Annotated in this window: 23 protein-coding genes and 1 riboswitch; of the genes, 18 read left to right on the forward strand and 5 right to left on the reverse strand. The window is 59.7% G+C overall.

What is annotated here, in order from left to right:
- The first annotated feature begins 5 nt into the window (after positions 1-5).
- From ade to HEP89_RS17180, 3 genes are all read left to right on the forward strand, one after another.
- On the forward strand, positions 6-1,727 hold the full coding sequence (gene ade, locus HEP89_RS17170; RefSeq protein ID WP_168692594.1) for an adenine deaminase: 1,722 nt from the start codon (positions 6-8) through the stop codon (positions 1,725-1,727).
- Between the two features lie 13 nt (positions 1,728-1,740).
- Positions 1,741-2,898, forward strand: a complete 1,158-nt coding sequence (locus HEP89_RS17175) for an AAA family ATPase (protein ID WP_077292410.1) — start codon at positions 1,741-1,743, stop codon at positions 2,896-2,898.
- 305 nt (positions 2,899-3,203) lie between these two features.
- Positions 3,204-4,874 carry a long-chain fatty acid--CoA ligase gene (locus HEP89_RS17180; RefSeq protein WP_168692595.1) on the forward strand — a complete coding sequence of 557 codons (1,671 nt, stop codon included), beginning with the start codon at positions 3,204-3,206 and terminating at the stop codon, positions 4,872-4,874.
- A 166-nt stretch (positions 4,875-5,040) separates the two neighbouring features.
- On the opposite strand, the gene HEP89_RS17185 is transcribed toward HEP89_RS17180, so the two are convergent.
- Positions 5,041-5,706, reverse strand: coding sequence for a YafY family protein (locus tag HEP89_RS17185; protein WP_077292412.1), 666 nt, complete (start codon positions 5,704-5,706; stop codon positions 5,041-5,043).
- A gap of 137 nt (positions 5,707-5,843) precedes the next feature.
- Between HEP89_RS17185 and HEP89_RS17190 the strand changes: the two genes are divergently transcribed.
- Positions 5,844-6,482 carry a hypothetical protein gene (locus tag HEP89_RS17190; RefSeq protein WP_197923240.1) on the forward strand — a complete coding sequence of 213 codons (639 nt, stop codon included), beginning with the start codon at positions 5,844-5,846 and terminating at the stop codon, positions 6,480-6,482.
- A gap of 29 nt (positions 6,483-6,511) precedes the next feature.
- Here HEP89_RS17190 and HEP89_RS17195 read toward each other — a convergent pair whose 3' ends face one another.
- Entirely contained in the window at positions 6,512-7,492 is a 981-nt protein-coding gene (locus HEP89_RS17195; RefSeq protein WP_062488228.1) for a DMT family transporter, read from the reverse strand.
- 186 nt (positions 7,493-7,678) lie between these two features.
- Here HEP89_RS17195 and HEP89_RS17200 point away from each other — a divergent pair, with 186 nt between their 5' ends.
- The 7 genes from HEP89_RS17200 (at position 7,679) to HEP89_RS17230 (ending at position 16,151) form a co-directional block, all read left to right on the forward strand.
- Positions 7,679-8,266 (forward strand): VOC family protein, encoded by a 588-nt coding sequence (locus HEP89_RS17200; RefSeq protein ID WP_077292413.1) that lies wholly within the window; start codon positions 7,679-7,681, stop codon positions 8,264-8,266.
- A gap of 215 nt (positions 8,267-8,481) precedes the next feature.
- Positions 8,482-8,955, forward strand: coding sequence for a RimK/LysX family protein (locus tag HEP89_RS17205; RefSeq protein ID WP_208984212.1), 474 nt, complete (start codon positions 8,482-8,484; stop codon positions 8,953-8,955).
- Between the two features lie 90 nt (positions 8,956-9,045).
- A complete protein-coding gene (gene rimK, locus HEP89_RS17210) occupies positions 9,046-9,951 on the forward strand; it encodes a 30S ribosomal protein S6--L-glutamate ligase (RefSeq protein WP_006932769.1) in 906 nt (301 codons plus the stop codon).
- Positions 9,948-11,009 carry a succinylglutamate desuccinylase/aspartoacylase family protein gene (locus HEP89_RS17215; protein WP_023000635.1) on the forward strand — a complete coding sequence of 354 codons (1,062 nt, stop codon included), beginning with the start codon at positions 9,948-9,950 and terminating at the stop codon, positions 11,007-11,009. The genes rimK and HEP89_RS17215 overlap by 4 nt, the downstream gene beginning before the upstream one ends.
- A gap of 282 nt (positions 11,010-11,291) precedes the next feature.
- Positions 11,292-13,589 (forward strand): xanthine dehydrogenase family protein molybdopterin-binding subunit, encoded by a 2,298-nt coding sequence (locus HEP89_RS17220; RefSeq protein ID WP_055655322.1) that lies wholly within the window; start codon positions 11,292-11,294, stop codon positions 13,587-13,589.
- A gap of 198 nt (positions 13,590-13,787) precedes the next feature.
- A complete protein-coding gene (gene sbmA, locus HEP89_RS17225) occupies positions 13,788-15,044 on the forward strand; it encodes a peptide antibiotic transporter SbmA (protein ID WP_023000637.1) in 1,257 nt (418 codons plus the stop codon).
- A gap of 105 nt (positions 15,045-15,149) precedes the next feature.
- On the forward strand, positions 15,150-16,151 hold the full coding sequence (locus HEP89_RS17230) for a DMT family transporter (RefSeq protein WP_051990128.1): 1,002 nt from the start codon (positions 15,150-15,152) through the stop codon (positions 16,149-16,151).
- 230 nt (positions 16,152-16,381) lie between these two features.
- Here the strand turns inward: HEP89_RS17230 and HEP89_RS17235 are convergent, their stop codons facing one another.
- Together HEP89_RS17235 and HEP89_RS17240 are read right to left on the reverse strand one after the other, a co-directional pair.
- The gene (locus HEP89_RS17235; protein WP_168692596.1) at positions 16,382-16,789 is read right to left on the reverse strand and encodes a hypothetical protein; all 408 of its coding nucleotides are present in this window, start codon (positions 16,787-16,789) and stop codon (positions 16,382-16,384) included.
- 20 nt (positions 16,790-16,809) lie between these two features.
- Positions 16,810-17,046 (reverse strand): Lrp/AsnC ligand binding domain-containing protein, encoded by a 237-nt coding sequence (locus tag HEP89_RS17240; protein ID WP_023000641.1) that lies wholly within the window; start codon positions 17,044-17,046, stop codon positions 16,810-16,812.
- A gap of 207 nt (positions 17,047-17,253) precedes the next feature.
- A riboswitch (TPP riboswitch) is annotated at positions 17,254-17,364 on the forward strand.
- Positions 17,365-17,432: 68 nt separating this feature from the next.
- On the opposite strand from HEP89_RS17240, the gene HEP89_RS17245 reads away from it, so the two are divergent.
- The 4 genes from HEP89_RS17245 (at position 17,433) to HEP89_RS17260 (ending at position 22,031) form a co-directional block, all read left to right on the forward strand.
- Positions 17,433-18,206, forward strand: a complete 774-nt coding sequence (locus tag HEP89_RS17245; RefSeq protein ID WP_168692597.1) for a hydroxyethylthiazole kinase — start codon at positions 17,433-17,435, stop codon at positions 18,204-18,206.
- A gap of 36 nt (positions 18,207-18,242) precedes the next feature.
- Positions 18,243-19,049: a bifunctional hydroxymethylpyrimidine kinase/phosphomethylpyrimidine kinase gene (gene thiD, locus HEP89_RS17250; protein WP_168692598.1), complete on the forward strand. Its 807-nt coding sequence runs from the start codon at positions 18,243-18,245 to the stop codon at positions 19,047-19,049.
- A gap of 1 nt (position 19,050) precedes the next feature.
- Positions 19,051-20,157: a TRAP transporter substrate-binding protein gene (locus HEP89_RS17255; RefSeq protein ID WP_023000645.1), complete on the forward strand. Its 1,107-nt coding sequence runs from the start codon at positions 19,051-19,053 to the stop codon at positions 20,155-20,157.
- 668 nt (positions 20,158-20,825) lie between these two features.
- A complete protein-coding gene (locus HEP89_RS17260; RefSeq protein ID WP_209009284.1) occupies positions 20,826-22,031 on the forward strand; it encodes an OmpP1/FadL family transporter in 1,206 nt (401 codons plus the stop codon).
- A 68-nt stretch (positions 22,032-22,099) separates the two neighbouring features.
- Here the strand turns inward: HEP89_RS17260 and HEP89_RS17265 are convergent, their stop codons facing one another.
- The gene (locus HEP89_RS17265) at positions 22,100-22,879 is read right to left on the reverse strand and encodes an SDR family oxidoreductase (RefSeq protein ID WP_168692599.1); all 780 of its coding nucleotides are present in this window, start codon (positions 22,877-22,879) and stop codon (positions 22,100-22,102) included.
- A 269-nt stretch (positions 22,880-23,148) separates the two neighbouring features.
- On the opposite strand from HEP89_RS17265, the gene HEP89_RS17270 reads away from it, so the two are divergent.
- The 3 genes from HEP89_RS17270 to HEP89_RS17280 all read left to right on the forward strand — a co-directional run bounded on the left by HEP89_RS17270 (position 23,149) and on the right by HEP89_RS17280 (position 26,222).
- A complete protein-coding gene (locus tag HEP89_RS17270; protein ID WP_023000648.1) occupies positions 23,149-23,952 on the forward strand; it encodes a UDP-2,3-diacylglucosamine diphosphatase in 804 nt (267 codons plus the stop codon).
- Positions 23,949-24,998, forward strand: coding sequence for a glycosyltransferase family 1 protein (locus tag HEP89_RS17275; protein WP_168692600.1), 1,050 nt, complete (start codon positions 23,949-23,951; stop codon positions 24,996-24,998). The genes HEP89_RS17270 and HEP89_RS17275 overlap by 4 nt, the downstream gene beginning before the upstream one ends.
- 198 nt (positions 24,999-25,196) lie before the next feature.
- A complete protein-coding gene (locus HEP89_RS17280) occupies positions 25,197-26,222 on the forward strand; it encodes a threonine/serine dehydratase (protein ID WP_197923241.1) in 1,026 nt (341 codons plus the stop codon).
- Positions 26,223-26,325: the final 103 nt, after the last annotated feature.

Consider the following 26,325-nt stretch of genomic DNA (forward strand, 5'->3'; position numbering starts at 1 on the left):
AAAAAATGCCGGCCACACATGACGAAGCGTTTCTTGAACGGGCGATTGCTGCCGGGGCAGGGGAGCGTCCTGCCGATCTGGTGATCAGGAACGTCAGCCTGTTCAGCGTTGTCGATGGATCCACGATCGAAACGGATATTGCGATCGTCGGTGACAGGATCGTCGGCACACACGGGCAGTATGAAGCCGCGGAAACCATCGACGGCAGCGGACTGACCGCCGTTCCCGGTTTCATCGACACGCATCTTCATGTGGAATCGTCTCTGGTCACACCGTTCGAGTTTGACCGCTGCGTGCTGCCGCACGGAGTGACCACAGCCATTTGCGATCCGCATGAGATTGCCAACGTTCTGGGTGCCGAAGGGATCCGATATTTCCTGGACAGTTCTCTGGAAACGGTGATGGACCTCAGGGTCAACCTCTCGTCCTGCGTTCCCGCGACGGTTTTCGAGACGGCCGGGGCCTGTCTGGAGATCGAGGACCTTCTGCCGTTCCGCGATCATCCAAGTGTGATCGGCCTTGCCGAATTCATGAATTTTCCAGGTGTGCTTGCGCGCGATCCCAAGGTGCTGGCAAAGCTCGCCGCGTTTCAAGACGGTCATATCGACGGCCATGCGCCTCTGCTTCAGGGCATCGGCCTCAACGGTTATCTGGCCGCGGGCATCCGCACCGATCACGAGGCAACCTCCGCCGAGGAGGCGCTGGAAAAGCTCGCCAAAGGCATGACGATCCTGATGCGTGAAGGCTCCGTTTCCAAGGACCTGGAAGCGCTTGCCCCGATCCTGACACCGGATGTTTCCGCGTTCGTCGCGTTGTGCACGGACGACCGCAATCCGCTCGATATTGCCGAAGAGGGCCATCTCGACAGCATGATCCGCCGCCTGATCGCCAAGGGCATTCGTCCGCTCGACGCCTATCGGGCCGCAAGCTGGTCGGCGGCCAATGCCTTCGGCCTGAAAGACAGGGGCGTGATCGCGCCGGGCAAGCGCGCAGACATCGCGCTGCTGAGCGACTTTGCCGATTGCCGCGTGGCGCAAGTGATTTGCGGCGGCGTTCAGGCGACGGACGAAGCCTTTGCAAAAAGAACCATTGTCCCGCCGGTTGGCCTCGACAGCGTGCATGTCGGCGAGGTCACGGCGTCGAAGTTCGACGTTCCGGCGCGCAACAGCGAGGCCGACGTCATCGGCGTGGTGCCGGGCAGGATCATCACCGAACACCTGAAGCGCACCTTGCCGGTGACCGGCGGCAAGACGCTGGCCGATCTTGATCAGGATGTGCTGAAGGTCGCTGTCGTCGAACGGCACAAGGGCACTGGCAACATCGGGCTCGGGTTCGTCAATGGTTTCGGCATGAAACAGGGCGCAATTGCTTCGTCCGTCGGCCATGACAGCCACAACATCTGCGTGGTCGGCGCGGATGAGGAAGCCATGGCGCACGCGGTCAATCGGGTGATCGCCATGAAGGGTGGATTTGCGGTTGCCGACAAGGGCGGAGTGAAGGCTGAGCTTGCCCTGCCGCTGGCGGGACTGATGAGCCTCGAACCGTTCGAAACGGTGAAGGAGGAGCTGGAGCATCTTCGTGCCGCCGCCAAGGATCTCGGCTGCACGCTGGCCGAACCGTTCCTTCAGGTCGCCTTCCTACCGTTGCCGGTCATTCCGCATCTGAAGATCACCGATTTTGGCGTCTTCGACGTCAACAAATTCGAACTGGTGGATCAGGGGAGCTGAAACAGGTCTTTCGATGATCCTCACTCTTGCCGTTTCCGGATACCGCTCGCTACGCGACATCGTCTTGCCGCTCGACCGCATCACCCTGGTGACGGGCGCAAACGGCAGCGGCAAATCGAGCCTTTACCGGTCGATTCGTTTGCTGGCCGAAGTCTCGCAGGGCCAGGCGATCGCCTCGCTGGCGGCAGAAGGTGGCCTCAATTCGACGCTCTGGGCCGGCCCTGAAGCTTTCTCCCGCGCCATGAAACAGGGCGAAGTGCCGGTTCAGGGAACCGTGCGCAAGGGCGTGGTCAGCCTGAAGCTGGGCTTTGCCGATGAGGACTACGGCTATGCGATAGATCTCGGTCTGCCGGCTGACGCCGGGCGGTCGCTGTTTTCCATGGATCCGGAAATCAAGACCGAGGCCCTTTGGGCCGGCGAAGCATTGTCCCGTTCGAACGAAATCGCGGCCAGAAACGGCCCGACGGTTCGGGTTCTCAACAGCCAGGGGCAGCGCATACCGGTATTCCAGAACCTTGCCCGCTTCGACAGCATGATGACCCATGCCGCCGATCCGAAAGACGGTCTGGAACTTCTGGTCATGCGTGAGCGCATGCGCGCCTGGCGCTTTTATGATCACCTGCGCACCGACAGGGACGCTCCCGCGCGGTTTCCCAAGATAGGAACACGGACACCTGTGCTGAGCGGGGATGGCGGGGATCTGGCAGCCGCTCTTCAGACCATCCTGGAAATTGGTGACGAGCGGGCCCTGGAAGAAGCTGTCGATGACGCGTTCCCCGGAGCATCCGTCAGGATTTCGGTCAACGACGGCTATTTTGAACCGCTGATGCAGCAGAAGGGGCTGTTGCGCGAGCTACGGGCCAGTGAACTGTCTGACGGAACGCTCCGGTATCTCCTGTTGACGGCGGCGCTCCTGTCTCCGCGCCCGGCGCCCTTGGTGGTGCTGAACGAGCCCGAGACAAGCCTCCATCCGGCATTGCTGGAGCCTCTCGCCCGGCTGATTGCACGGGCCGCGGAAAAGACGCAGGTGATCGTCGTTTCCCATGCGGAAGAACTGGTGTCCGTGCTGTCGTCGGAAAGAGGCTGCATGCGCTACGATCTGCGCAAGGAACTTGGCGAGACGGTTGTGGATAGCGCTGACACACCTCGCTGGAACTGGCCAAAGAGATAAACCGCCTGTTTTGCGGAGTTGTCTATAAGTTTTTGATTTGACGTCTCTATTGCCAACCGGCTCAGCTGGCTTATCTTAAGCGGATGGTTCTTCGCGCGCAAAAAAACGACGAGGTGTCGTTACGTCGCGAGTTGACGTGAACGGAAGGTTGCGTCATGTCAGAAGAGACCCAAAGAGGTGACGCCTCATTGGTGGCCGGGCCCTTGAGGAGGACCATTTCGCGGTACGGATTTTGTCCGGATCACGAAATTTCAGGATAAAGGCCCGTCCGCGCAGTGAAGCGATAAAACGCGTTGGAGAACGTAATGACGACTGCGGAGGAGTGGAACGCGGCGTTCAAGCCCCGTCCAGTACACGAGTATCTCGAGACGACCGTTGCCCAATACGGGACCCGTCCTGCCTGTGATTTCATGGGCAAGGTGTGGTCTTATGCCGAGTTCGGAGCGCTGGTCGACAGGACGGCTGCCGGACTGCAGGCGATGGGCGTCGGCCCGGGTGTTCACGTCGGCCTGTGCCTGCCAAACACACCTTTCTACACGATCTTCTATTTCGCGGTTCTGAAGATCGGCGCCACGGTCGCCAACTTCAATCCGCTCTACGTCGAGCGCGAACTGTCGTTCCAGGCGCGAGATGCCGATGTGCGCATCATGGTGACCATGGATCTGAAGGTGATCTACGACAAGGTCGAGGAGGTTCGCAAGGAACGGGCGCTCGACAAGATCATTGTCTGCCCGATGGCCTGGTGCCTGCCGACGATCAAGAAGGTGCTGTTCAGTCTGTTCAAGCGAAAGGAACTGGCGGACATTCCCCTTGATGACGCCCACATTCGTTTCGAAGACCTGCAGACGAGGGGAGACAAGCCCAAGCCGGTCGCAATCGATCCGGCAAACGATATCGCGGTGCTGCAGTATACCGGGGGCACCACCGGCGTTCCCAAGGGCGCGATGCTGACGCACAGAAACCTGTCGGCCAATATCGAGCAGATGCGCTGCGTCTTCGAAAAGGCGCGGCCGGGCCAAGAAAAGATGCTGTGCGTTCTGCCGTTCTTCCACGTCTTCGCAATGACGGTGGGGCAGAACCTGTCAATCATTCTGGGCGCTGAAATGGTGCTGCAGCCGCGCTTTGAGCTGAAGTCACTGCTCGAAGCGGTCAAGCGCAAGAAAGTGACCCTCTTTCCGGGTGTGCCGACGATCTACACGGCCATCAACAACTCGCCCATGACGGCGAATTACGATCTGACCAGCATCAGGATCTGCTTGTCGGGCGGCGCGCCTTTGCCGGTGGAGGTCAAGGAAAGCTTTGAAAAGATCACGGGCTGCATTCTGGTGGAAGGGTACGGCCTCACCGAAACGTCGCCAGTTGCCGCGGTCAACCCGCTGGACGACAGTCGCCGGGCGGGGTCCATCGGAAGGCTGGTGCCGGGGACCAGTGCCCGCTTCGTGAGCATCGAGGACCGCGAAACCGTGGTTCCGGCAGGCGAGAAGGGCGAGTTGCTGCTGCATGGGCCCCAGGTGATGAAGGGCTACTGGAAGCGCGAGGACGCGACCGCCGAGACCATCACACAAGACGGCTATCTGCATACGGGTGATGTCGGTTATCAGGATGATGGCGGCTTTATCTATCTGGTCGACAGGATCAAGGACCTGATCCTGTGCTCTGGATACAACGTCTATCCGCGTGTCATCGAGGAAGCGATCTACCAGCACGAGGCCGTGGACGAGACCATCGTCATTGCCGTGCCGGATGCCTATCGCGGCCAGAGCCCGAAGGCCTTCATCAAGTTGAAGGAAGGCCATTCGCTCACCGCCGATGACATGAAGGCCTTCCTGAAGGACCATTTGTCGACGATCGAACTGCCAAGAGACTATGAGTTCCGTGACGAGTTGCCGAAAACCATGGTCGGCAAATTGTCGAAGAAGGAACTGGTCGAGGAAGAAGCCCAGAAGCGGGCAGCGGCGGAAGCCCGGAGCGCCTGAGCGCACCGTTCCTGAAAACACTGGGAGCGCTCTCAATCGAGCGCTTCCGCGCAATGCTTTCTGTCTAAACCGGCACAATTTTCATGTCACGCAGGGCGGGTTTCCACCTGACAAGCAGACACACTGCTGTCGCATATACCCGTTGCAACGGAGCGGCGTGATTGCCTCACAGTGTCTTTAAATAGTCCTGAAATTCCTTGCCCGGCTCCTTCGGAAACCGTGTGTCGGTGATCGCAAATGACCTGATGCGGTCGAGCCGGAAATTCCGGAAGCCGTTCCGTACTTCGCACCACGCAGTCAGCACCCAGACACTTTCGAAGGCGGTCAGTCCCAGCGGGCGGGTGAGGCGTTCACTGACGCGGTCTTGCAGGTCGCTGTAGCCGAGTTGCACCTTGCGCCGTTTGCGGATGGCATCGCGCAACGGAGACAGGGCGTCATGTCCTTGTGCCGAGGAGGCCTTGCCGACCGCAAGCAACGGACGGTTCAGCGAGCGTTCGCCTTCGGACAGAACAGCTCCAAGCTTGCCGAGCACCCGCTCGGCCGTTTCGCGCATGGTTTTGTCGCCACGTGCCTTGACCATGCGAATGCCGAGCAGGATGACATCCAGCTCGTCCGGATCGAACTGCATTGGCGGCAGAAAATAGCCGCGTTCAAGAACGTAGCCGACACCGCCTTCACCGCGAATGGGCGCGCCCATCGCCTTAAGCGTGGCCATGTCCCGATAAATGGTGCGTTCCGTCACGCCCAGCAGCTCCGCAAGCATGGCGGCCGGAACGGCGCCTCTGCGGCTGCGCAGGGTATCCAGGATGGAAAACAGCCTGATGGTTCGCATGGGGTTCGGTCTCCGGCAGGTTTCTGCAAGGCGCTCGCTGCGGTCCAGTTTCCGGCGACCATAGACGCATCCCCCTGACAGAAACTGTCTCTGACCTCTTCTATAGAGCTGGCAGCAGAAACACGGAAGGACATCTCATGCTGCGAAAAGAACTGGGACCGATGAAAGTGATGGGGTTTGCCCGCTACGAGGCGAAAGCGGGCGTTGGTGCGCCGGACCTGATAACGGCCGCCCACCTGTGGCAGAAGGAGTTCCTGAGCAACCAGCCGGGCATCGCCTTTCACTGCTTCTTAGGCAATGCAACAGGCGGTTATGCCGATGCAATTCTGGCAAGGGATGAGGCCAGTTTCGCAGCCATGTCCGAGGCGCATATGCAGGCTGCGTGCTCAAGGGCATTCATGGAATTGCTGGAGCCCGGCAGCATTCGCCTGTGTCTCAACCGTCTGATGAAAGACCTCGAGGCGGTGCCGGACGGATTTTCCGCCATCGAATTCGGTACCTTTCGTCCCAGGAACGACGGCAGCTTTTCAGAAGAGGCGCTGATGGCTGCGTCCGGACGGATCGAGAGGGAGTATCTTGCCCCCTTGCCGGAAACCAGGGCGCATCTGATGGCGCGGGCAGGGGAGGATACCTATTCGGAGATCTGCTTTGTGGAAACGGAAGGTGCTGCCAGGGAGATCTGCGGAGGCTATGTGTCGAACGCGGCCTGTGCGCCGCTTTTGAACCTGTTTGATCCCGCCAGCGTCGATCTGGATTTCTGGCACGTGCTTGCCTGAGCCGGCAGGCGACCTAATCGCCTGACGGTCTAGCTATTGTACCCGCGTCCGTCCGAGGCCCTTGCCAGTTTCTGGCCGCGTTTGGCCTCGCGGCGGACAGTGTAGATCGACGCGGCGATGATGACGGCGGCGCCCACCAGTGTTTCCACACGCGGCCACTGGTGGAAAACCAGGGCGCCGAAAACGGTGGCATAGAGCAGCCTTGTGTAGTCCAGCGAGGCAATGGCGGTGGCTTCGCCGGCGCGGAATGCCTGGATATTGGCCATCTGGGCTGCCCAGGACACGATGCCGATCCCAAGAAGAATTCCCCATTGTGCCAGGGTCGGGCTCTGCCAGGTCAGGATGGCGGGGATGATCATGATCAGCCCGACGCCGAAAGCCTGGTAGGTCAGGATGGTGACCGGGGGATCGGTACGCGTCAGCAGGCGGACGACAATCATCACCAGGCCGGCACAGGCCGCTCCGGCAATGGCGAGCAGCGCAAAGGGATCGATCAGCCCGTCGCCTTGCGGGCGGAGCATCAGAACAACCCCCAGAAAGCCGACGATGGTGGCACCCCAGCGGTGCACACCGACTGTTTCTCCCAGCAACCAGATGGCGAAGATCGTGAGGAAGAACGTCTTGGAGAAGCTGATTGCCGTGGCATCGGCCAACGGCAGTTCGATGACGGCCGTGAAGCCGCAGAGCATGGCGGTCGCGGCAACCACGATACGGGTCAGCTGAAGTCCGGGACGTTTTGTTGCCAGGGAGGTCGGCAATCCGCTGAGGATCTTCGGGGCAACGATGGCAAGCATGATGCCCTGGCGGATCACCAGGATTTGGAACACCGTCAGGTCCTTGCCGAGCAGCTTGATCAGGGTGACCATGATCGAGAACAGAAAGGCGGCCAGAAGGATCCAGAGCGCGCCGATGGTGTTCGACGGCAGGTTCTCCGTCAGGCTGGTCACCTTGCGCCGAAGACGGTTGCCGGTTGCCTCGGAAGGCTCCGGCTGTTGGGTGGGCATGTCCATCGTGAATCCTTGCCGGAGGGTATGCGGATGCGGCGGCGCATTGGGCCGGAGCACAGGCAAGACTCGGATAAGGCTGTTTGTTGCAGTTGAAACAAGCTTAGCGCTTTTCGCTGAGAAGGAAAGAGGGCGGCTGTTTGCCATCGCCAGCAGATGCAATTTAAACTGCGCCGAACGGGGAGGACTTCCATGGAAAAAATCCAGACGCAGGGCGTGCATCACATCACTCTTGTCGGGGCCGACAGGCAGACTTCCATCGATTTCTGGGAAGGGCTGCTGGGCATGCCTTTCGTGTTCGAGCAGCCCAATCTGGACGATGAAAACCAGAGCCATCTCTATTTCGATCCGGGCGACGGCCGTCTCATCACGATCTTCACCAACGAAGACCGCAAACCGGACCCGGAGCCGGCTCCCCAGACAATCGGCTGTGTTCACCACCTGGCACTTGCCGTATCGCAGGCAACCTTTCGGCAGATTGCCGAGCGGCTTGATGTACGCGGCATATCGCACAGCGGTCCGAAGGATCGCGGCTTCATGGATTCCATCTATTTCCGTGACCCGCTCGGGCTGCTGATCGAACTGGCCAGTTATCGCTTTGTACCGCCGGAAGGCGTGGCCATGGGCGAGGTCATGCTGGAAGCACACAAGATCCGGGTGGCGCGGGGTGACTACAACATTCAGGAAGTCCATCTTGCCGATGCCATCGAGCAGTTGACGCGCGAAACGAGGCGCAGCCTGTCTGACGACCGGCGCCCGAAGAACCCGTACAAGCGGTAGGGCGTCATCCGGGTGTTGCACCTGCCAGACGTTCTTTGCACTCGCTCGCAAATTCGCTTGCGCGCCGATGTGAATCATGATGATGAGCTGCGTCCGAAATCTTGTTTTCAGACCGGACCGCAACCTCAGTTGCGCTCTCCGGCGGGCCATGCAATGCTCGGTTAACAAGGTCGTTTGGGAAAGGCCCCAGCAAGGGGGCTCCAGGGTTTTTTTGAATGACAATGGCTAAGAAGGGGCGTCCCTTGGCCGCTGCCGATATCATCGGCTGGCGTGAAATCGTGAGCCTTCCCGAACTGGGCGTTTTCGATATGCGTGCCAAGATCGACACCGGCGCACGCACCTCGGCGCTCCATGCCGAAGAACAGGAAGTGTTCGAACGCGACGGCCGGACCTGGGTACGTTTCCGGGTGCCTGCCTCGCGTCATCACAGCGATTTCCGGGCGGAGGTTCCGGTTCTGGACGAGCGCAACATCAAGAACACCAGCGGTGTTCCCGAGCGGCGCATTGTCATCCGGACGTTACTTCATCTTGGAAAACATCACTGGCATGTGGATGTGTCGCTGGCGGACAGGTCGAACATGGGGTTCGACATGATCCTCGGCCGGACGGCGATCAGGCGGCACAACGTGCTGGTGCATGCCGGCCGGTCTTTCCTGGCGGGAAAGCCCGCGCTGGCAACAAAACACTAAGCTGCGCGTTTACGTGGCAGGAAACAATCACTGAAAATTCGGTGTCGCAACACCGGTCGGAACGAGGCTGAGACCGAGGGACTTGAACCAATGAAAATTGCTATGATGGCACGGAATCCCGAGCTCTATTCGCACAAGCGCCTGAAGGACGCTGCCGAGGAGCGCGGTCACGAACTGGAAATCATCAACACCCTGCGCTGCTACATGAACATCGCCTCGCGGCGGCCGGAAATCTATTACAACGGTAGCAAGCTGACCGGCTTCGACGCGGTAATTCCGAGGATCGGCGCATCGGTCACTTTTTACGGTCTGGCCGTGTTGCGCCAGTTCGAGATGATGGGCGTCTACCCGCTGAACGAATCCGTTGCTATCGGACGGTCGCGCGACAAGCTTCGGTCGATGCAGCTGCTTGCCCGCGACGGGATCGGCCTGCCGGTGACGACCTTCGCTCACGATCCGAAGATGACCGAGGAAGTGCTGGCGACCGCCGGCGGTGCGCCGGTTGTGATCAAGCTGCTGGAGGGCACGCAGGGCATCGGTGTGGTTCTTGCCGATACGGAGCGGTCTGCCAAGTCGGTGATCGAGGCGTTTCGCGGTGCCAACGTGAACATCCTGGTGCAGGAATTCATCAAGGAAGCCGGCGGCACCGACATCCGTGCGCTGGTGGTTGGCGGCAAGGTGATTGCGGCCATGAAGCGGACGGGTGCGGAGGGCGAATTCCGTTCCAACCTGCACCGCGGCGGCAGTGCGGCCGCCATCAAGATTTCTCCCGAGGAACGTTCGACTGCCATTCGCGCGGCAAAGACCATGGGGCTGAACGTCTGCGGTGTCGATATGCTGCGCTCCAACCATGGCCCGGTGGTGATGGAGGTCAACTCCTCGCCCGGGCTGGAGGGCGTTGAAAAGGCAACGGGTATTGATGTTGCCGGCAAGATCATCGACTTTATTGCCAAGAATGCCCAGGTTGGCAAAACCAAGACCAAGGGACGCGGTTGACCACAAAAGTGAAAGCCTTCGAGATCGGCGACCACAAGATCGCACCGGGAACCCGGCGTACGATCGATCTGCCGGTCAGCGTGCTGTCGGACCACACGCCCGTGACGATGTCCGTGCATGTCCTGCATGGAAGCAAACCCGGGCCGGTCATGTTCGTCAGTGCGGCCGTGCATGGTGACGAGGTCATCGGTGTGGAGATCGCACGCCGTGTCCTGAAAGCGCCACAGCTTGAAATCCAGGAACTGGACAAGCTGAAGGGTACGCTGATGGTCATCCCGATCGTCAATGCGTTCGGTTTTCTGAACCATTCGCGCTATCTGCCTGACCGGCGTGACCTGAACCGCTCGTTCCCCGGTAGCCTGCGCGGCTCGCTGGCCGGGCGGCTGGCGCATCTTTTCATGAGTGAGATCGTCAACCGGTCTGATTATGGCATCGACCTGCATTCGGCGGCCATTCACCGGACCAACCTGCCGCAGATCCGCGTTTCGCCTTCACGGGCAGACACGCTGTCGCTCGCGAAAGCTTTCGGTGCTCCGGTCATCCTGACCTCCAAGGTGCGCGATGGGTCTTTGCGACAGGCCGCACAGCTGAAGGGAACCGACGTCCTGGTGTTCGAGGCGGGCGAAGGCCTGCGGTTTGACGAAATGGCGATCAGGGCCGGCGTTTCCGGCGTCTTGCGCGTGATGCGCTCCTTGAAGATGTTGGGCGCCAAGGGCATCACGCGGCCAAAGGCCCGTTCGATCCTCAGCAAGACGAGCTACTGGGTCCGTTCGCCGGCCGGTGGATTGTTGCGGCCGTTCAAATCGGTCGGCGATGTTGTCGAACCCGGTATGCTGCTTGGCATCACCTCTGATCCGTTCGGCGAGAAGGAACGGAACGTGCTGGCCGAACTGGGTGGGCTCATCGTGGGCAGAACCAACCTTCCGGTGGTCAACGAAGGGGACGGGCTGTTTCATATCGCCGAGTTCAACGAACGATACGACGCTGAAACGACCCTCGACAGCCTGGCTTCCCAGCTTGAGGCCGATCCGCTGTTCGACGAAGACGAAATCATCTAGCGGCGGCTTGGTTTCAGCGTTTCTCCGCGTGTGCAGCAGCTCACCCACCTATCGCATGCTTCAGGGGAGGGACTGGCTCGTGTTGATGGATGGGCCATTGGCACCGAATGAGCAAGCCGTCTCAGCCCCCACAGCTTGCCCGGAAAAACAATTGTGCGAAGCAGAATTGTCCAAACCTCTGGCCACGTCGGCTTTCGGGCACTATGTTGAACAAAACCGGCGCTCCCGGCGCGTGGATATTTCCCAAGGGAAAGTCTTCCCAATAAAAGCAGGTCCAGATTCATGAACCAGATGGTCACTCCGAAGTTCGGTGTTGGCGCCCCATTGCGCCGCAAGGAAGATGAGCCGCTCATAACGGGCAAGGGCATCTATACGGGCGATTACATGCCGGAAGGCTGCCTGCACGGGGTCGTCGTTCGGTCCGCCATGGCGCATGCGCGCATCAGCCTTGGAAATGTGGACGAGATCCGTGAGATGGACGGTGTCCGGCTGGTGCTCACCGGAGCCGAGCTGGAAGGTCGGACGATGCCTTGCCGGGCGCGTCCGAAGCAGATCGACGGCTCCAATTTCGCAGCGCCCGATCAGCCTGTCCTGTGCTCCGACGAAGTACGCTATGTGGGCGATGCGATTGCCTTTATCGTCGCGGACGATGTCAACGCAGCCCGGAATGCCGCCGAGATGCTGGAAATCGACTACGACCCGCTGGACGTTGTCGTCGGGATCGAGCAGGCCCTTGCACCGGACGCCGTGAAGGTCTGGCCGGAGTTCGGCACCAACGTCGCCTTCACATACGGTCAGGGTGATCAGTCCAAGACCGACGCTGCCTTCGAAAAGGCTGACAAGGTCGTTTCCATCGACGTCGTCAACAACCGGATCGTCGCCAACTACATGGAACTGCGTGGCTGCGTTGCCGAATTCGACGCTGCGAGCGATCGGTTCAAGCTGACGGTCGGCACCCAGGGCGGTCACGGACTGCGTGACATCATCTGCAGCATTCTGGATCTGGAAGCTGACAAACTGCAGGTGATCACGCCGGAAGTCGGTGGTGGCTTCGGTACCAAGATGTTCTGCTACCGCGAATACCCACTGAGCATGGTCGCGGCTCGCGAACTTGGACGGCCAGTGCGCTGGACGGGTGAGCGCATGGACCACTTCGTGACGGATGCGCATGGCCGGGACAACGTCACCCACGCGGAACTGGCGCTGGACGCCGATTGCCGGATCCTGGGGCTCAAGGTGCACGTCAAGGCTGCCATGGGTGCCTATCTGCACCAGTTCGGCCCGTTCATTCCCTTCGTCGGCACATCGATGACCTCCGGTCTCTACGATATTCCGGCCGTCTTTGCGAAGGTCGAGGGCGTCTACATGCACACGGTGCCGACGGATGCCTTCCGCGGCGCGGGCCGTCCGGAAGCTGCCTATCTGATCGAGCGCCTGATCGAGAAGGCGGGAGAGGAAACCGGTGTCGGATCGGTAGAGATCCGCAAGCGCAATTTCATCAAGCCGGAGCAACTGCCTTACACGACCCAGACCGGGCGAATGTACGACACCGGCGATTTTTCCGGCCACCTGCAAAAGGCGCTGGAAGTTGCCGACTGGGACGGCTTCAAGGCCCGGCAGGACGACAGTGCGAAGCACGGCAAGTACCGCGGCATCGGCATCTGTTCCTATATCGAGGCCTGTGCCTTCCCTGGCAGCGAGGAAGCCACCCTTGAGCTCAACGACAAGGGTACGTTGACGTTGCTGATCGGTACGCAGACCAACGGCCAGGGCCATGCAACGGCCTACAGTCAGGTGATCGCGGAACAGTTCGGCATCTCCATCGAGGACATCGACGTTATCCAGGGCGACACCGACCGGGTGCGCAAGGGGGGCGGCACTGGTGGGTCGCGCTCCATCCCCATCGGCCTGCCGTCTGTCCGCGATGCGGGCATTGCGCTGGTCAAGAAGGTGAAGGAACTTGCCGCTGACCGGCTTGAGGCCGGGATCGAGGATCTTGAACTCGACGGTGGCATGGTTCGTGTGGTCGGAACCGACCAGCAGGTGACACTAGCCGAGATTGCGGCAGGCGCCGGGGAAACCCTGACCGCCCGCGAAGAGGTCAATCAGACCGAGGCGACCTATCCGAACGGCACCCATGTGTGCGAGGTGGAAATCGATCCGGATACCGGTGACGTTGCCATCGTCAACTACGTGATCGTCGATGATTTCGGTGTCACGGTGAACCCGCTTCTTCTGGCCGGTCAGGTGCATGGCGGTGCGGCCTCCGCACTCAGCCAGGCTCTGTGCGAACAGACGATCTACGACGAAGACGGCCAGCTTCTGACGGCTTCGCTACTCGACTACCGCATGATCCGTGCGGCAGACCTGCCGGACATTCACTTCGAGACCCGCAACGTTCCATCGACCACCAATGCCATGGGCATCAAGGGCGCGGGTGAAGCGGGAACCATCGGCGGCTGTGCATCGGTCATGAATGCCGTGCAGAAGGCGCTGAAGGACGGAGCAGGGGTCAGTGAGCTGATCGACATGCCGGCAACCCCGCTTCGCGTGTGGGAAGCCATCCAGGCAGCAAAATAACGGAAACTGAAAAAGGCGCCCTTTCGAGGCGCCTTTTATCTTTCAGGCAGCAAGTTGACACCGGTAAAGCCCGGTTCTCAAGATTGTGTCTGTGGTTTCTTTTAAATAAACGTATGAATTATCCGGTTCTTGCCGCAATCTTGCGGTTCATCGGTGCGTGGCGCGAATCCTTCCGCTTCAAGAAATAGGATCCTCCCGTTGTTTCAGTCCTTCTTTCCCAAGCCCAAACTTTTCTTCCTGTCTGCCTTCCTCTGGTCACTCGCCGCAATCCTTGCCTGGTACGGGTTTGCTGAAGGATTGACAGAAACACTGGGCTTCGGCACGCCGCCACAGGGTGAGCAACCCCCCATCGGGCTGCCCTATTTCGTCACACCTGATTTTCTTTGGTTCTATATCTATTACGGCATCTGCACGCTGCTCTTCGGCGGTTTCTGGTGGATGTTCTCCCGCGACCACCGCTGGCAGATCTGGTCGATCTGGGGCTCGTCCCTGATCATTTTCATGACCTACTACAGCGTTCAGGTGTCAGTCGCGATCAACAACTGGCGCAGACCGTTCTTCGATACGCTGCAAAACGCGCTCAATGGAGAGGAAAGCGGTGTCACCGCAGCAGACTTCTATAACCTGATGCTGATCTTCGCGCAGATTACATCGGTCTGGGTCATTCTCTACATCTTCACGCGCTTCTTCGTCAGCCACTACGTCTTCCGCTGGCGTACGGCGATGAACGACTACTACGTCGAAAAGTGGTCGAATGTGCGTCACATCGAAGGTGCCTCGCAGCGTATTCAGGAAGACACGATGCGCTTTGCTTCCATCATGGAAGGGCTTGGCGTTGCATTCATCGACTCGATCATGACACTGATTGCCTTCTTGCCGGTGCTGTTTGCGCTTTCAAGTCATGTCTCGTCCCTGCCGATCGTAGGCGAAATTCCGGCGCCATTGTTCACCGCGGCAATCATCTGGTCGCTGTTCGGGACGGTTTTGCTCGGCCTTGTCGGCATCAAGCTGCCCGGACTGGAGTTCCACAACCAGCGCGTTGAGGCAGCCTACCGTAAGGAACTTGTGTACGGGGAAGATCATGAAGATCGCGCCAATCCGGCGACCTTGCGCGAGCTGTTCGGTTTTGTCCGTCAAAACTATTTCCGGCTCTACTTCCACTATCTCTATTTTAACCTGGCCCGCGGCATTTACCTTCAGTCGGACAACATCTTCTCCTATTTCATCCTCATTCCGACGATTGTGGTGGGCAAGATCACCTTTGGTATCGTGCAGCAAATCCTGACGGCCTTCAGCCAGGTGTCCTCGTCCTTCCAATTCCTGGTGAATTCCTGGACGACGATCATCGAGCTCCTGTCCATCTACAAACGTCTGAAAGGCTTTGAGGTCTCCATTGCCGAGCGGGAGCTCGCGGTTGCCGGCGGCACCACTCCTGAACCGGGGGCGCAAGCTTAAGGTCAGGTCTGCGCAAGACGTTCAAGCCAGTTTTCTGTCCCGGCGGTTCCGCGGTCCGACGCACCGCCCGTGGCTTCATGAAGAGCGCCGGGCCTGGAAGTTGTCATGGCGTTCTTGAGCCAGAAGTCCCGTTTCTCCGGACCTCCGGCGCCTACCGGGATGACCCGGCAGGCACCTCTTATCGGAATATCGCTGAAAGTGGCCTCCACCATGGTGTTCTTCGTCATGGCAACGGCCCTCAAGATCGCCGCCGAGACGGTGCCGATCGGTGAGCTTGTGTTCGCACGGAATTTCTTCGGGCTGTTTCCGGTGCTGATCATGGTGGCGATGCGCCGGGAGTTGGGGCTCGCCTTTCGAACGGCCAACCCGCTGGGACATCTTACCCGGGCGTCCGTCGGCCTGACGGCGATGGTTTGCGGCTTTACCGCGTTGTCTCTGCTGCCCTTGCCGGATGCGACGGCGATCGGCTTTGCATCGCCGCTCTTCGTGGTGGTGCTGGCGTTTCTGCTCCTTGGCGAAAAGGTGCGGGTCTATCGCTGGAGCGCAGTCGGTGTCGGCTTTGTCGGCATTCTGGTTGTGCTGTCACCGCATCTGGGTGACGCGGAGTTGGATAGCAACTCGATGATCGGGGCCTTGATCGGCCTGACAGGAGCCGGCTTTGCCGCGCTCGCCATGATCACTGTGCGCAAATTGTGCGAGACGGAGCGCACGTCCACGATCGTTACCTGGTTTGCGGGCATGTCGTCCGTATTGTCGCTGCTTACGCTTCCGCTTGGTTTTCTGCTGCCGGGTCAGGCCTGGATCATTCCGGACCTGCCCACGGCAGGCCTGCTTCTGCTGATCGGCCTTGCGGGCGGTGTCGGCCAGATCCTGTTGACGCAGAGCTACCGGTTCGCGGATGCCTCCACCATTGCCCCGTTCGACTATGTCAACATGCTGTGGGCGATCATTGTCGGTTGGGTGGTGTTCAGCGAAACGCCATTGCCAGCGGTGGTGCTGGGGGCGCTGATCGTGATAGCCGCCGGTATTTTCGTCATCTACCGCGAGCACAAGCTCGGGCTGGACCGGACAAAGGCACGCCGGGCGTCATCGCCCTCGCGTTCGTAGGGGGAGACAAGAGGGCAGATCCCGCTGTCTTCCCCGTCATTCCGGACAAGCACAGCAATGCTGTGCGCAGATCCGGAATCCAGCACTTATTTCGCGCCTTAGGCGCGGCATTACACAAAGAGAGAAGAGTTCGCTTTGCTCACGCTGATGCGCTGGATCCCGGATCGGCGCGCAGCTTTACTGCGCTTGTCCGGAATGACGGCGAATGCGGGTGGCTTCCGAAATCGGCCTTACTGCGACTTGTATTCGAACCGCTCAACAGCGCTCTTGGTGCCGTCCTTGAAAATCAGCTGCACGCTGATCGACTGGGCCGACCCCAGGGGCAGCTCCAGATAGGGCTTGTCCTTCAGAACGACATTCTGGTTGTCCGGGTCACAGGCTTCCAGTTGCCATTCCTGCTCAATCGGGTCGTCGTTCAGTCCGTAGAAGACATACTCGATGCCGCACTTCCAGGATTCCAGGTGGGTGAAATAGATCAGCTCCTGGCCCTGCCAGTCGCGGAATGACACCCAGTTGGCCTTGGTAAGGTCCAGAATCTGCTTGATCTGCTCCGGCGGCATGCCTTGCGCGGACGCGGTCGAGCCGATCGGAGCAAGAGCGAGGGGCAGGCAAAGGGCGGCGATTTTAATGAGTTTCATGGAAATTTCCGGGTCTGAGTTCAGAAGGCCTTGAAGGTAATGATGGTTTTGGTGTCCTGAATGCCGTCGATCGGGTGGACCTTCTCGTTCACGAAGTGGCCAATGTCCGAACCGTCGTCGACATAGAATTTCACCAGAAGATCGTAGTCGCCGGAGGTGGAGTAGACTTCGGACGCAATTTCCGCATCGGCGATCGCATTGGCGACCTGGTAGGTCTTGCCCAACTGGCATTTGATCATCACGAAAAACGGTACCATGGGGCGCTCCGGGCAGTTGGTGTTTGAAGGGGGTGAACGTGTCACCTGAACCATCAGCCGGGCTGTTCGGTCAGCCAAACATGCCGGGCAACAGATTCACGAAAGCAGACTAGGACATCGCCTATCTCCTCCCGCCAGTCAATTGCCGAGTAGCGGCTCTGCACAAGCCGGGTCTTGCAATCGCACGGCCGGCTTGTTAGCAGTGCAATCATCTCATGGGGGTGCCCGGCCATCCTGGACCGGGCTGAGAGGCGGCCTGCCAACTCCTTGAACCTGATCCGGCTGATACCGGCGGAGGGATTTGAGATCATGATGCACACACCACTCCCTTCAACACGTCCTTTCCGGAATACCGGCAACGGGCTTTCTGTCGCAGGAGAGCCGTCATGAGCCTTTCCGTTGCTGCTTCCACGCAAGCCCTGAGCGCCGAACAGGTCTTCACCCTTCTGGAAAGGGTGCGACAGAAAACGCCGCGCGTTCACGCCATCACAAACGCGGTCGCCCAGAGTTTCACCGCCAATGTGCTGCTTGCGCTCGGCGCCGTTCCTTCCATGACCATCGCGCGGGAGGAAGTTGCGGCTTTTGCCGGCGGGGCTGATGCACTGCTGGTGAACCTCGGCACCCTTGACGAGGAACGTCGTGCGGCCATTCCGCTAGCGATCGAAGCTGCCAGGACTGCCGGACGTCCGGTTTGTGTCGATCCGGTTTTCGTCAACCGGTCTCCCGTGCGCTGCGCCTATGCGCGCGATCTGCTGGGCCTCAAGCCGGATCTGGTGCGGCTCAATCCGGAAGAACTCAACGCTCTCCTGCCGGAGCGGGCGGATGCCGATGCATTGATCGAGGCCGGAACGGTTTTTGCGGTTACCGGCCCGGAAGACAGGGTCGAGAGCCGCGGCGAGGATTTCCTGCTGCGCAACGGCGATCCACTGATGTCGCGCGTGACGGCCACCGGCTGTGCCGGCGGTGCCGTTCTGGCAGCGTTCCTGAGCATCGAAAAGGACAGGGCGCTTGCAGTTGCTTGCGGACTGTCCGTCTTCAACATTGCCGGCGAAATCGCGGCCAGCCGGTCAGGCGGGCCAGGCAGTCTGGTGCCGGAGTTGCTCGACGCACTCTATTGCCTGACTGACCGCGACATTGAAGCCCGTTTGAAGACCGGCTGACGCAGCCTTTTCGGCATCTACTCCCAGGAGGTTCCCATGACCGCAATTGCGGTAACCATTGCAGGATCGGATTCCGGCGGCGGAGCCGGCATTCAGGCTGATCTCAAGACCTTTTCCGCAAATGGCGTCTTTGGTGCCAGTGTTATTGCAGCCCTGACGGCGCAGAACACGCTTGGCGTCAGCGCCATCCATGATGTGCCGCCGGAGTTCGTGCGGGCCCAGATGACGGCCGTCTTTTCCGACCTTGCCGTCAAGGCGACAAAGATCGGCATGCTGTCGCGTGTCGATACGATCGAGGTGGTAGCTGAAGGGCTTCGGGCACATGAGACAGGCCCGGTTGTGCTTGACCCGGTGATGGTGGCTGCGTCTGGTGACCCGTTGCTTGCCGACAGTGCGGTCGACACGCTGATTGCCTTGCTGCTGCCGCTGGCCGATATTGTTACCCCGAACCTGCATGAAGTTGCCCGCATGTTGCAGGGCGACGTTGCCGCGGACGAAACGCAAATGCAGGCGCAGGCAGAACGTCTGCTCGGTCTTGGAGCCAATGCGGTTCTGCTCAAGGGCGGGCACGGGTCTGGCGCGAATAGCGCCGATCTGCTTCTGGATCGCAACGGCAATGCGGTCTGGCTCAGGTCAGAGCGGATCAAGACCGACAACACGCATGGCACCGGTTGCACCCTGTCATCCGCGATTGCCTCGGGTCTCGCCAAGGGGCAGGAGATGGAAGCGGCCGTCAGGTCCGCCAAGTCCTATATTCAGGCTGCCATCGCCGCTGCCGACACGCTTCACATTGGCAGTGGTCACGGGCCAGTCCATCATTTCCACGCGTTCTGGAGCAAGTGAGATGACCGATCAGCCAAAGACCGAAACCGGACGGATCAGCCGTCGCGGACTTCTGGGGGCTTCCGCCGCCGCCGGTGCAAGCGCATTGGCCGCCCCGGCGGTGGCGCAGGAGCAGGCGACGCTGGAATGGAAGATGGTCACATCCTGGCCAAAGAACCTGCCGGGGCCCGGGGTCACGGCGCAGCGCATTGCCGACAGGATCGAGCTGATGTCCGGCGGTCGCCTGCGCGTTCGGCTTTATGCTGCAGGGGAACTGGTGCCGGCTCTGGGCGTGTTCGAGGCCGTCTCGGCGGGGACGGCGCAGATGGCGCACACGGCCTCGTTTTTCTGGCAGGGCAAGATCCCGGCTTCGGTCTATTTCACCGCCATCCCTTTCGGTTTGTTGCCGCATGAGCATATCACCTGGATTGAGCAGGGGGGCGGCCAGGCGCTTTGGGACGAGCTTTATGCCCCGTTCGGACTAAGGCCCGTAATGGCCGGCAACACCGGCGTCCAGATGGGGGGCTGGTTCAAGCGCGAAATCAACACTCTTGACGATCTCAAGGGGCTGAAGATCCGCATGCCGGGCCTTGGCGGCGAAGTGATGCACCGGCTTGGGGCGACGCCTGTCAGCCTGCCGCCTGCAGAGTTGTTCCAGGCGTTGGACAGCGGTGTGCTGGACGCTACCGAATTCCTGGGTCCCTGGTCGGACAGGGCAATGGGGTTCCAGAAAGCAGCCAAGTCCTACTACACGCCGGGGTTCCATGAACCCAACGGCACCGGTGAAGCGCTGTTCAACAAGGTGGCGCTGGAAGGTCTGCCGGAAGACCTTGGCGCAATCGTTCTAGAGGCCTGCAAGGCAGAAAACGGCCGCTCGCTTGCAGAAAGTGATTGGGAGAATGCAGGCGCACTGAAGCTCCTGCAGGAAGAGGACGGCGTTACCGTCCGTCCTTATCCGGACGACGTTCTGGATGCTTTGCGGGAGACTTCGGCAGTCGTGCTGTCCGAGTTCGCGAGCAAGGATGCGCTTAGCCAGAGGATCTACGACAGTCATATGGCTGCGCGGGCACGCCTTGCCCCCTGGAGTGACGTTGCCATGCGCCGCTTCCTCGAAGCTCGCGACAGCTAGGCTTGCCGCTTGAGGCTGCAAACAAGGAATGGAGTGCGGTCTTGGACCATCTCTTTCTGCGAGCCGGTGCAACCCACCGGTTCGCAGCTTGCAACCTGCCTTGCCGGAAAAGCTGTAATTGGCCGGACAGTGGCGCGTCGCCTGCTGACAAACTTCCTGACAAAAATTCAATTTCGAAAGGAAAGGCTACCGCGCAACGGTGTGCCGACACGGTTTCCGTTAGGAAAGGTGATTGGCGTTTTTACCAAGGAATATCAAGGAACTTGTCCTACAAAAGATCCACATTCCGTCACGAAACCTGTGGCAAAGCCGCAACGATTCACCGTTAAATTACGTTATCGGAAACTGACATTTCGAGTGCCTGTTTTTTAGGCAAATGTCTGAAAGTGTGTCGGTGCGATGACGAAGAGACTCTGAACCTGTCGTTTTTGAAGTGTTTTGAATGTCTACGCAGCAATACCTACCAGAAAAGCCGCGCATTTCGCATTGCAGCATGAAAAAACAACCGCATAACTGACGTAAATATTCAGTTGAAACGGACGGCATTCTCCTAAAACCCTGTCTCAGGTTGTCATCACACATCCGGTGGCTAGGGGATGGGAGGAAACTCAATGCCGTGGGTAAACAAGAAATCAGTTCTACTTGCTTCTACAGCTGTAGCTCTATCAATGGTTGCAGGTTCTGCGTTCGCAGGTGGTTTCGCACTTAGAGAGCAGAGCTCGTACTTTCAGGGCATGTCTTTTGCCGGGTATGGTACGTCCGGCGGTTCGATCTCTTCGATGTACTGGAACCCGGCGTCGCTTATCGGCGCTCAGCAGGGTCTCACCATCGAAGCGCATAATACGGGGCTCTTTCCAAGTTCGGATATCAACGGCACGCTGTCCGGCGGGTTCCTCGGTACGTCTTCGATCGGCAGTGGCGACATTGCTTCCGACGCGTTCATTCCCGCTTCGTACGCAGCCTACCGGCTGAATGAAAAGCTGATCTTCGGTGTCGGTATCAACGCACCCTTCGGCCTGTCGACAAAACCGGAGCAGAACTGGGCGGCCCAGTTCTATTCCCGTTCGTCTTCCGTGTTCTCGTTGAACGTCAACCCGACGGTTGCGCTTCAGATCAACGATATGTTCGCGATCGCGATCGGTGTTCAGGCGCAATACCTGGACGTGTCGCTGAAATCCGCCGACGCCACTTCCGGAGCGGGCTTCCCCCGTTCGAACCAGATCACTGGTGATGACATCGGTTTCGGTGTGACGGCTGGTCTGACGGTGCGACCGTTCGAGGGGACTGAAATCGGACTTGGATATCGCTCCGGTGTCGGTCACGATCTCGACGGCGACCTGTTCGCCGGTGGTGTCACAACGGCGATCGGCCTGGGTGTCGTTACGCCGGACATGATCAACCTTTCCGCAAAACAGAAGGTGACCGACAAGATCCGCGTTCTTGGAACGGTGGAATGGACCAACTGGAGCCGGCTCAAGTCGCCACGTGCGATCAACGATGCAACCGGCGCAGAGGCCACCGTCCTGCACTTCAACTATGACGACGGCTGGTTCTTCTCCCTGGGCGGTGAATACGACTTCAACGAAAAGCTGACCTTCCGCGGTGGCGTCGGTTACGAAATCTCGCCGATCGACGAAAAGATCCGCTCCACGCGTCTGCCGGACAATAACCGCTGGTGGCTGTCGGCTGGTGCCAGCTACACCTTCAACGAGCACCTGGCGTTCGATGTCGGCTACACGCACATCATTCCGGAATCGACCGATATCAACATCGATTCCAGTCACCAGGACTACAACGCGGCATTCGGTACCTATTCGGGGGATGTCGACAGCAGCGTCAACATCATTTCTGCCGCGCTGCGCTACAAGTTCTGATCAGAAAGATCAGCCATTCAGGAAAGGCCGGAGCATATGCTCCGGCCTTTCTTCATGACTTGGGAGGCTTAGAACGCCGCCGGATAGAGTCCGCCATCCATCAGGATGTTCTGGCCGGTGATGTAACCGGCGTGGCGGGAGCACAGGAAAGCGCAGGTCTGGCCGAACTCCTCGGCTGAACCGAAACGTCTTGCCGGGATTTCTGCTGCCTGTGCCGCCCGGACATCCTCGATGCTTTTGCCTGACTGCTGCGCGGCGCGCTCGAAGCCGCCTTTCAGACGATCGGTGTCCATCTTGCCGGGCAGCAGGTTGTTGACGGTCACGCCGTGGGGGGCAAGCTGGCGGCAGACGCCGGCCAGGAATGCCGTGAGCCCCGCCCGAGCACCGCTGGACAGATCGAGACCTTCGATCGGCATCTTTACCGAAAGCGAAGTGATGTTGACGATGCGGCCGAAACCGCGCTCCTTCATGCCGGGAACAACCGCCTGGATCAGCTCGATGGGGGTGACGAAATTCTGCACCACACCTTCCATCAGCGCCGCACGGTCCAGCTCGGAATAGTCACGCCGGGGTGGGCCACCATTGTTGTTGACCAGGATGTCCGGGTCCGGGCAGGCCGCAAGAAGCGCTTCTTGACCTTGCCGTGTGGAAACATCCGCTGCAATGGCGGCAACGCTCACGCCGAAGCGGTTCTGCAGCAGCGTGCGGGTTTCTTCCAGAACCGTTTCGTTACGTCCGTTCAGGACGATGTCGCAGCCTGCTTCCGCCAGTGCTTCGGCGCAGCCCTTGCCGAGGCCGCGGCTTGACGCACAGATGATTGCCTTTTTGCCCTTGAGGCCGAGGTCCATGAACGTTCTCCTTGATGCAGGTTGGACATGCTTTGTGGCTGGCAAAACCCGATGCTGTCAAATGCCGTCAGGGACATATGGAGCCGGTCAGCATCCGGCAAGATGTTCGTGAAGCAACGGAATGAAGTGAGGGAGGCCAATACCCGATCCGTGCCGGTGTTAATCATTAAGCTGGAAAACAAACAGCCCCGGGGAAGTCACGCCGTTTGTCATAATAGTGATACTTGAATCGCGTCTATAGCGCTCCAAAGGGAATTTGGAGAAGTGCTATGTCTACCGCTGAGGCATCGCGGCATTACCGGGCCTTGTTTATTTCCGACGTCCATCTTGGCACGCGCGGTTGTCAGGCGGAGATGCTGCTGGACTTTCTGAAGGACAATGAAGCCGAGACCATCTACCTGGTCGGCGACATTGCCGATGGCTGGCGTCTGCGGCGGTCCTGGTACTGGCCACAGCTTCACAACGACGTGGTGCAGAAGATCCTGCGCAAGGGGCGCAAGGGAGCCCGGGTCATCTATATTCCGGGAAATCACGACGAGTTTCTGCGCAGCTTCCTCGGTACGCATTTCGGCGGTGTCGAAGTGACCGACAGCATCATTCACGAAGCTGCCAACGGCAAACGCTATCTGGTCATTCATGGTGACCAGTTCGACGTGGTGATCCGCCATGCCAAGTGGCTGGCCTTCTTTGGCGACAAGGCTTATGTGACCGCGCTCGGCGTCAACACCTGGCTCAATGTGGTCCGCCGCCGTCTCGGCCTGACCTACTGGTCATTGTCCGCCTGGGCCAAGTTGAAGGTCAAGAACGCGGTCAGCTTTATCGGACGTTTCGAAGAAGCCCTGTCCGACGAGGCGCGCCGGCAGGGCGTCGATGGCGTCATTTGTGGTCATATTCACCACGCCGCGGACCGTGATATGAACGGCATTCACTACATCAACACGGGTGACTGGGTGGAAAGCTGCACTGCGGTTGCCGAGCACCACGATGGAACATTTGAGGTGATCCGATGGGTGGACCGTACCCAGGAGGAGGCCGTGCCGGCGAAAGCCAAGGAAGCACCGGTCGCCGCATGAGTTCCATTCTGATTGTGACGGATGCCTGGCATCCCCAGATAAACGGTGTGGTTCGCTCGCTGGAGCGCACGGCCGAAGAACTGGAGAAGATCGGTGTGCGGGTGGAATTCCTGACCCCTCAGGAATTCACGACACTGCCGTGTCCGACCTATCCGGAAATTCGCCTGTCGTTGACCCATCGCGGCATCGTGCGTCGGAAGATCGAGGATTACGGCTGCGAGCATCTGCACATTGCAACGGAAGGCCCGCTCGGGCTTCTGGCGGCAAGCGTCTCCAAGAAGGCTGGGCGTCCGTTCACCACGAGTTACCACACCCGGTTTCCCGAATATGTTTCAGCCCGGCTGCCGGTTCCGCTGACTTGGTCCTACAGCTGGCTGCGCCGGTTTCACAATTCCGGCTGCGGCTGCATGGTCGCAACACGGTCACTGGAGCAGGATCTGCGTGACCGTGGTTTTACCAATCTGATGCGCTGGTCGCGCGGCGTGGATGAGCAGCAGTTCAAGCCTTACGAGGGTTCCGTTCTGCCAGCCGACCTGCCGCGCCCGGTGTTCATGTATGTCGGCCGGGTTGCAATCGAAAAGAACATCAAGGCGTTTCTGGATCTCGACCTGCCGGGATCGAAAGTGGTGGTCGGTGGTGGCCCGCAGCTCGACAGTCTGCGCCGGGAGTACCCGGGGGTGCATTTTACCGGTTCGAAGGTGGGCGAGGATCTCGCAAGGCATTATTCCGACGCGGATGTCTTCGTGTTTCCCTCACTCACCGACACTTTCGGCAACGTGATGCTTGAGGCCCTGGCCTGCGGCGTGCCGGTTGCCGCTTTCCCGGTAATGGGCCCGCTCGACGTCATCAGCGATACGGGGGCGGGTGTCTTGTCGGAAGATCTGCGCGAAGCGGCTGAAGCCGCGCTGGATATCCCACGCGAACATTGCCGGACGATTGCGATGAACTACACCTGGGCGGCCAGTGCACGTCAGTTCCTGGACAATTGCATTGAAGCCCAGGACATACACAACGCCCGTTCGACGCAGGGAAAAGCCGCCGAATAAGGCGGCTGCCCTGATGTGCGATGACGTCGCGCAGTGCGGCAAACGAAATTGACACCAAGACAAGTTCCCGCTGGAACTGCCCGCTTTCCTGTGAAAACACTTGCATCGAGACCCGGCCCTGAAAGGGGCCGAGGCATTGCCTTGTACGCTTCTGCGGCAGGCCTCCGAGCAGTTGTTTGACGTTTAGAGCGAGTTCCGATGACGAATATGCAATCGCTGCCTGTGTCTGAAGCAGGTTCGAAGTTGGCTGGTAAAACCGTTTCCATAGAGGATGTTGAAGCCGCAGCGGAGAGGATCCGAAGCGAGGCGCTGGTGACACCGCTTCTGAGGCATCCGTTGCTGGATGAGGTAACCGGGGCAACCGTCGTCGTGAAACCGGAAAACCTGCAACGCAGCGGCTCGTTCAAGTTTCGCGGGGCCTTCAACCGCCTCAGCCTCATCCCGCCGGCAGACCGACCCAGAGGCGTTGTGGCCTGTTCGTCCGGAAACCACGCGCAGGGCGTTGCTGCAAGCGCGCAGCTGCTCGGCATGCCCGCAACCATCGTCATGCCGTCCGACGCGCCAAGGATCAAGCTGGAGCGCACACGCGGCTACGGGGCGTCCGTCATCACCTACGATCGTGAGACTGAAGACCGTGACGCGATTGCAGGAGACCTGTGTTCCAAGTCAGGAGCGACGTTTGTCCACCCCTACAACGATGTCGGTGTCATCGCAGGGCAGGGTACAGTCGGACTGGAGATGGCAGCCCAGGCAGCTGCGCTGGGCCTGCATCTGGACGATGTGCTCGCCTGTACCGGCGGTGGCGGATTGTCCAGCGGTATTGCCCTGGCGCTGGAAGCCAAGTCGCCCGGTACGGTCTTCCATACTGCTGAACCGGAGCTGTTCGACGACTACAAGCGCTCGCTTGACGCCGGTGAGCGGCTCTCCAATGCCGTAAAGACCGGCTCTGTCTGCGATGCGCTCCTGTCCGATTCGCCGGGTGATATCGGCTTTTCAATTCTAAGCCGCGTAGCGGGCGAAGGCGTGACTGTCACGGACGAGGAAGCTCTGGCTGCCGTCGCCTTTGCGTTCACCGAACTGAAGCTCGTCGTTGAGCCCGGCGGAGCAGTTGCACTTGCAGCACTTTTGGCCGGAAAGCTGCCTTTCAGGGGCAAGACCGTCGGTATCGTTTTGACGGGCGGAAACATCGATCCACAAATGCTAAAGACTGCGCTGTCCCGTTAACGCGCCTTTAGGGGGCTACCCGCTAGAGCGGTTCCACAAGCATGACTTGCCGAAGTCGGGTGGAGGAGACCGGGCCAGGCAGTCCTGTTTGCCTTTTCGTCGG

It is taken from the genome of Labrenzia sp. 5N (assembly GCF_012395805.1).
Taxonomy (GTDB): Bacteria; Pseudomonadota; Alphaproteobacteria; order Rhizobiales; family Stappiaceae; genus Roseibium; species Roseibium algicola.

Coding starts and splice junctions, on each gene's coding strand:
- ade (WP_168692594.1), top strand. CDS start 6: ATGCCGGCCACACATGACGAAGCGTTTCTTGAACGGGCGATTGCTGCC.
- HEP89_RS17175 (WP_077292410.1), top strand. CDS start 1,741: ATGATCCTCACTCTTGCCGTTTCCGGATACCGCTCGCTACGCGACATC.
- HEP89_RS17180 (WP_168692595.1), top strand. CDS start 3,204: ATGACGACTGCGGAGGAGTGGAACGCGGCGTTCAAGCCCCGTCCAGTA.
- HEP89_RS17185 (WP_077292412.1), bottom strand. CDS start 5,706: ATGCGAACCATCAGGCTGTTTTCCATCCTGGATACCCTGCGCAGCCGC.
- HEP89_RS17190 (WP_197923240.1), top strand. CDS start 5,844: ATGCTGCGAAAAGAACTGGGACCGATGAAAGTGATGGGGTTTGCCCGC.
- HEP89_RS17195 (WP_062488228.1), bottom strand. CDS start 7,492: ATGGACATGCCCACCCAACAGCCGGAGCCTTCCGAGGCAACCGGCAAC.
- HEP89_RS17200 (WP_077292413.1), top strand. CDS start 7,679: ATGGAAAAAATCCAGACGCAGGGCGTGCATCACATCACTCTTGTCGGG.
- HEP89_RS17205 (WP_208984212.1), top strand. CDS start 8,482: ATGACAATGGCTAAGAAGGGGCGTCCCTTGGCCGCTGCCGATATCATC.
- rimK (WP_006932769.1), top strand. CDS start 9,046: ATGAAAATTGCTATGATGGCACGGAATCCCGAGCTCTATTCGCACAAG.
- HEP89_RS17220 (WP_055655322.1), top strand. CDS start 11,292: ATGAACCAGATGGTCACTCCGAAGTTCGGTGTTGGCGCCCCATTGCGC.
- HEP89_RS17230 (WP_051990128.1), top strand. CDS start 15,150: ATGGCGTTCTTGAGCCAGAAGTCCCGTTTCTCCGGACCTCCGGCGCCT.
- HEP89_RS17235 (WP_168692596.1), bottom strand. CDS start 16,789: ATGAAACTCATTAAAATCGCCGCCCTTTGCCTGCCCCTCGCTCTTGCT.
- HEP89_RS17240 (WP_023000641.1), bottom strand. CDS start 17,046: ATGGTACCGTTTTTCGTGATGATCAAATGCCAGTTGGGCAAGACCTAC.
- HEP89_RS17245 (WP_168692597.1), top strand. CDS start 17,433: ATGAGCCTTTCCGTTGCTGCTTCCACGCAAGCCCTGAGCGCCGAACAG.
- thiD (WP_168692598.1), top strand. CDS start 18,243: ATGACCGCAATTGCGGTAACCATTGCAGGATCGGATTCCGGCGGCGGA.
- HEP89_RS17255 (WP_023000645.1), top strand. CDS start 19,051: ATGACCGATCAGCCAAAGACCGAAACCGGACGGATCAGCCGTCGCGGA.
- HEP89_RS17260 (WP_209009284.1), top strand. CDS start 20,826: ATGGTTGCAGGTTCTGCGTTCGCAGGTGGTTTCGCACTTAGAGAGCAG.
- HEP89_RS17265 (WP_168692599.1), bottom strand. CDS start 22,879: ATGGACCTCGGCCTCAAGGGCAAAAAGGCAATCATCTGTGCGTCAAGC.
- HEP89_RS17270 (WP_023000648.1), top strand. CDS start 23,149: ATGTCTACCGCTGAGGCATCGCGGCATTACCGGGCCTTGTTTATTTCC.
- HEP89_RS17275 (WP_168692600.1), top strand. CDS start 23,949: ATGAGTTCCATTCTGATTGTGACGGATGCCTGGCATCCCCAGATAAAC.
- HEP89_RS17280 (WP_197923241.1), top strand. CDS start 25,197: ATGACGAATATGCAATCGCTGCCTGTGTCTGAAGCAGGTTCGAAGTTG.